Here is a 5,155-nt window from a genome sequence, read left to right as displayed (position 1 = left end):
GTAAGCGTCTAGGGAAGTCATCTTGCGTCCCTCGGGGAAATCGCCAACACAGCCCTTCCCCTGCGCTCAAAGACTTCGATAGGTAGGGTTGCAGCCTCTACTTGCTACTGATTTACCGAAGTATCAAAACCGGGCATGGACTCACCCTGAGCAAGGTGGTCGTAGTGCTTCCAACAACAAGGTGGCGAATTCGGGAGTGGCCATAGGCGCCCATAACCAGAAGCGAGGTTCCTTGCGAGGCAAGCCAGTCGGGTATTGCCTCGTGTGCATCGCCTTGCAGCATCGCCACATTCACCTCGAAACCTGCGGCCTGCAAAACCTGCTGGGCTTCTTCCAGCGACCGACGCGCCTCGCTGTCGTCCGTGCCGCACCTCACGATAGTGCACGGCAGGCCCGCCAGCATGGGGCTGCGCGCCACCGCTTCGACCATCCTGATGGCCGTGGCACTGCCGTCATCGGCGATGGCGAAGTGCGCAGGCTCTGCAAATTCTTCCTTCGTCGCAACCAACACCGGGCACTTTGCTGCCCGCACGACGCGCTCCACGTGGTGGTCCAGATGCAACCTTCCCGCTTTGCTGGCGCGCTGGTGCTCGCCCAGAACCACCAGGCGCGCGTCGGGCTCCATCTCCAGCACCGTGTCCACCACCTCGCCGTGGCGCATGCGCCCATCCACCTGCTGTACCCCTGCGGACCGGGCACGCTCCTGCGCGCTCGCCAGCATCTGGCGCCCAGCCTCCTGGGCCAGTTTGCCGCGTCGGGCATCCAAGTCGCTCAACTGGCCTAGCAGTGCCTCTTGAGCGCCGAGGCCGATAGCGCCGCTGAAATCCGTTACAGCGGCCGCATCGGGATCGCGCTCCAGCACATGCAACAGCTCCAGCGGAACCCCAAGGCGCCGGGCCGACCAGGCGGCCCAGTCGATCACCGCGGGCGTTGTCGTCAGGCCATCGATACAAGCGTAAACCTTCTTCATTGGTGTCTCCTCAGTGCATGAGTTGTTCGACAGCGCCGGGCTTGTCGTGGACGGCGAACCGGTCCACCAGCGTGCTGCTGGCTTCGTCCATGCCGATGACTTCGACCTCCGTACCCTCGCGCCGGAACTTGAGCACCACCTTGTCCAGTGCGCCGACGGCGGTGATGTCCCAGAAGTGTGCACGCGTCACGTCAATGCGGACAAGGGGAACCACTTCCTTGAAGTCGAATGCCGAGAGGAAGGCTTCGGAAGATGCAAAGAACACCTGCCCCACCACCCCGTACACCCGCGTTCGGCCCTCGTCCCCGCTGCTGCGGTCCACACGCAGCACCCGGCCCACCTTGTGCGCAAAGAAGATGCCCGATAGCAGCACTCCCACAAACACTCCCTTGGCCAGGTCGTGTGTTGAGACTGTCACCACCACCGTGGCAATCATCACGATGGACGAGCTGGGCGGATGCTCGCGCAGCTTGCGCACCGAATCCCAGCTGAAGGTGCCGATGCTGACCATGATCATCACGGCCACCAGGGCGGCCATCGGGATCTGGCTCACCCAGCGGCCCAAAAACACAACCATGAGCAGCAATATCACACCAGCAGCAAGCGCCGACAGGCGCCCGCGCCCGCCCGACTTCACGTTGATGACCGATTGGCCGATCATGGCGCAGCCCGCCATGCCGCCGATAAAGCCCGTGGCAATGTTGGCAACGCCCTGGCCCATGCACTCGCGGTTCTTGTTGCTGGGGGTGTCGGTGAGATCGTCCACGATGGAGGCCGTCATCATCGACTCCAGCAAGCCCACCACAGCCAAGGTCATCGAATAGGGCAAGATGATCTTGAGCGTGTCCAGGTTCAGCGGCACGTCGGGCAACAGAAAGACTGGCAGGCTGCTGGGCAACTCGCCCATGTCGCCCACGGTGCGGATATCCAGCCCCATGGCGATGGAGACAGCGGTAAGGACGACGATGGTCACCAGAGGTGAGGGAATCGCCTTGGTGAGGTAGGGCAGGCCGTAGATGATGGCCAGGCCCGCTGCCGTCATGGCGTAAACCACCCAGCTCACGTTTGTGAGCTCGGGCAGCTGAGCCATGAAGATCAGGATGGCAAGCGCATTCACGAAACCCGTGATCACAGAACGCGAGACGAAGCGCATCAGCGCCCCCAGCTTGAGCACGCCCGCCAGGATCTGCAGCACGCCCGTGAGCACTGTGGCCGCAAGCAGGTACTGCAGGCCATGGTCCTTGACCAGTGTGACCATGACCAGCGCCATGGCGCCCGTGGCCGCCGAGATCATGCCTGGCCGGCCGCCGGCAAACGCAATGATCACGCAGATGCTGAACGAGGCGTACAGCCCCACCTTGGGGTCCACCCCCGCGATGATGGAAAACGCGATGGCCTCGGGAATGAGCGCCAGCGCCACGACGATGCCCGCGAGCAGATCGCCCCGGACATTGGCAAACCAGGTTTGCCGGATGGAAGAAAGATTCATGGGAAAAAGGCAACGCCACCGACGACGGCCGATGCGCTGCAGACTACGGAAACAACGAGAGAAATGCGCAGCGCCGAGCCGCCCGAAAGCAGTGACGCACGAAAGAAGAAAGTGAAAGCCCGCTAGAAAAGGGACTTGAAACGCACCAGGCTATGGCGGTGTGACGGAGCAGAAGTAGCCAAGCGGCAGCTCACGGTTCGGAACGAACACCGTGGCTTCGGAGCACTTGGACATGGATTGCAGCACCCAAGTATTGTAGACCGGCAGCGTAGCGCAGGACCTAAGCGAGTGCGGCATCGCTACCAGACTTGGTACTCTACGACCCCCACCTATGGGGAAGAAGCTCCGTCACGCGGTTTGCGCGGTGAGAGGGCAAGCGTTCGAGAATGTCCTTGAGGTAGGCGTAGGGGTCATGCCCATTGAGCTTGGCGGTCTGGATCAACGTCATGATCGCGGCCGCACGCCTGCCGGCGCGAAGGCTTCCGGCAAACAGCCAGTTGTTACGGCCGATGGCTATCGGACGGATCTGGTTCTCGATGTGGTTGTTGTCGATCGGAAGGCGTCCATCGAACACGAAGCGCGTCAGCGCCGCCCAGCGCTTGAGGCTGTAGTCGATGGCGCGCGCGGTGGCCGAACCCTCCGGCACCTTGTGTCTCATCTGCACCATCCAAAGATGAAGCGCTTCGAGTAGCGGTTTGGACCGAGCCTGGCGCCCAAGCAACCGCTCATCAGCGTTTGTGGTGTGCAGGTCCCGCTCGACTTCGTAGATCCTGCCAAACTGCTGAAGGGCACTCTCTGCGATCAAGCTCTTGCTGGCAGCATGCAGATCAAAGAACTTGCGTCTCGCATGGGCCCAGCATCCGACCTCGGTCACACCATGGCCCATCAAGGCCTTGTAGCCAGAGAAGTCGTCGCACACCAGACTGCCTTGCCACCCTTGAAGGAAGGTGCGGGCGTGAATACCGGCACGGCTGTCGCAGAAATCGTAGATCACCGCCCGAGTGTCTTCGAAGGCACCCGGTGCGTACGCCCACAGATAGGCACGATGAGTCTTGCCGATTCCAGGCTTGAGCATCGCGACGGGCGTCTCATCGGCATGGAGCACGGCGTGACTCAACACTTCGTCGCGAAGAGCGTCGACCAAAGGCTGCAGCTGCGCTCCACAGCTGCCAACCCACTGCGCCAGGGTTGAACGCGGAACCGCATAGCCAGCTCGACTGAAAATTGCTTCCTGGCGGTACAGAGGCAGGTGGTCTGCGAACTTGGCCACGAGTACGTGCGCGAGGAGGCCAGACGTTGGGATACCCTTGTCGATGATGTGCGCGGCCACGGGAGCTTGTACTAGCCTCTCACACCTCTTGCAGGCCCACTTGCCGCGGATGTGACGCTCTACCGTGAAAACACCTGGTGTGTAGTCCAGCTTCTCTGCGACGTCCTGCCCAACGCGCCTCATCTGGCAACCGCATTGACACACTGTCGATTGCGGATCGTGCAGGATCTCTCTGCGCGGCAAGCTCGGTGGCAGGTGTTGCCGCTTCGGTTGCAGCTTGGAACGAATGAACGAGGTGGGTGCGGGAGGGGCCTCGCTCTCGCAAGCAAGGTCTTCAATATCCAAGCCGTCGAGGAGACTGAACTGCTCTGCACTGAAGCGTTCCGATTGCGCTGCGAACTTCATTCGCTTGAGCAGTGCGTTCTCGTTCGTGAGCTTGTCTATCAGTGCCTGCTTGTGCTTCACCTCGGCAGCGAGCCGGACAGTGAGCTCGCGCAGCTGCACGGCGCTGAGACCATCCAGGGATTGCAATTGAGCCACCATGGCTTTGTAGTGTGCCGAAAGCCGCGTCACCTCGCATTGTCGATTGCCCGGATTGCAGCCTGTGCGCAGCGTCTCACACGATCGAGATGACACCATCTTCGCCAAGACGTTGCCATGGCAAGCCGAGGACCAAGGCGCTTAACTGGGACTGGCTTACGGAGTACTGATGCGCCCCTCCTGGGGTCGGCCAAACGAAGCGGCCTTGATGCAGTCTTCGAGAGCAAAGCCAGATGCCGATGCCATCGTGGACGAGCACCTTCAACCGGTTGCCACGTTTGTTGGCAAAGAGGTAGGCATGGTGGGGATGTGCGGATCCGAAGACGATGACCACGCGCGCCAACACTGACTCAATGCCTGCGCGCATATCTATCGGGGCAACCGCTAGCCAGGCCGAATCGATGCGGATCATCGCAGCCAATCGCGCAACCACGCGGCGCAAGACGAGGCGCTGTCCATCGGCCAGTGGATGGAGACCGCAGCCGAACCGCGACGAACTTCAATATGGATTGCCGCCCCAGTTTGCGCTGTGCCTGGCGGGCAGGCCTGGGGAGGCTCAGCCTCAATGACAGCAGCGGCAGGTAGTTGAAGTGGGATGAACTGCGGCGAAGTGACCTGACCAGCATCGCCCAAATTGTGCTGCCGTTCTTCACGAATCCAGCGATGGACCATGTTGGGATTTAGACCGTGGCTGAGCGCCACGCCCGCTACTGAGGCACCCTCCTGGGAACATTGCTGCAGCACCAAGGCCTTCATCTGCTTGCTGTACTCCCGACGCTTCGGGACTTCAAGTGTCGACTCTCTTTGCATCGTGTCCACGATCTCCTTCGTGGACACGATGCCCTACCTCTCGCCATTGCTCAAGATGGGATCACCGTTCGCTTAC

5 protein-coding genes are annotated in these 5,155 nt (G+C 61.3%); all 5 read right to left on the bottom strand.

Going from position 1 to position 5,155, the window contains the following annotated elements; genetic code table 11:
• Positions 1-112: 112 nt before the first annotated feature.
• The 5 genes from ACODS0_RS27850 to tnpA all read right to left on the bottom strand — a co-directional run bounded on the left by ACODS0_RS27850 (position 113) and on the right by tnpA (position 5,079).
• Positions 113-970, bottom strand: a complete 858-nt coding sequence (locus ACODS0_RS27850) for a universal stress protein (RefSeq protein WP_121508538.1) — start codon at positions 968-970, stop codon at positions 113-115.
• 10 nt (positions 971-980) lie between these two features.
• Entirely contained in the window at positions 981-2,459 is a 1,479-nt protein-coding gene (locus tag ACODS0_RS27845) for a SulP family inorganic anion transporter (RefSeq protein ID WP_121508539.1), read from the bottom strand.
• Between the two features lie 316 nt (positions 2,460-2,775).
• A complete protein-coding gene (gene tnpC / locus ACODS0_RS27840) occupies positions 2,776-4,269 on the bottom strand; it encodes an IS66 family transposase (protein WP_370110907.1) in 1,494 nt (497 codons plus the stop codon).
• A 76-nt stretch (positions 4,270-4,345) separates the two neighbouring features.
• A complete protein-coding gene (gene tnpB, locus ACODS0_RS27835; protein WP_121508541.1) occupies positions 4,346-4,681 on the bottom strand; it encodes an IS66 family insertion sequence element accessory protein TnpB in 336 nt (111 codons plus the stop codon).
• Positions 4,678-5,079, bottom strand: coding sequence for an IS66-like element accessory protein TnpA (tnpA, locus tag ACODS0_RS27830; protein WP_121508969.1), 402 nt, complete (start codon positions 5,077-5,079; stop codon positions 4,678-4,680). The genes tnpB and tnpA overlap by 4 nt, the downstream gene beginning before the upstream one ends.
• Between the last annotated feature and the right edge of the window lie 76 nt (positions 5,080-5,155).

Source organism: Acidovorax sp. FG60 (assembly GCF_057808995.1).
The sequence above is the reverse complement of the archived record's forward strand: the minus strand, read 5'-3'. Positions and strand labels throughout refer to the sequence as shown.

Excerpts from the sequence above, each read along its gene's own strand:
- ACODS0_RS27850 (WP_121508538.1), bottom strand. The coding sequence starts at position 970 with ATGAAGAAGGTTTACGCTTGTATCGATGGCCTGACGACAACGCCCGCG.
- ACODS0_RS27845 (WP_121508539.1), bottom strand. The coding sequence starts at position 2,459 with ATGAATCTTTCTTCCATCCGGCAAACCTGGTTTGCCAATGTCCGGGGC.
- tnpB (WP_121508541.1), bottom strand. The coding sequence starts at position 4,681 with ATGATCCGCATCGATTCGGCCTGGCTAGCGGTTGCCCCGATAGATATG.
- tnpA (WP_121508969.1), bottom strand. The coding sequence starts at position 5,079 with ATGCAAAGAGAGTCGACACTTGAAGTCCCGAAGCGTCGGGAGTACAGC.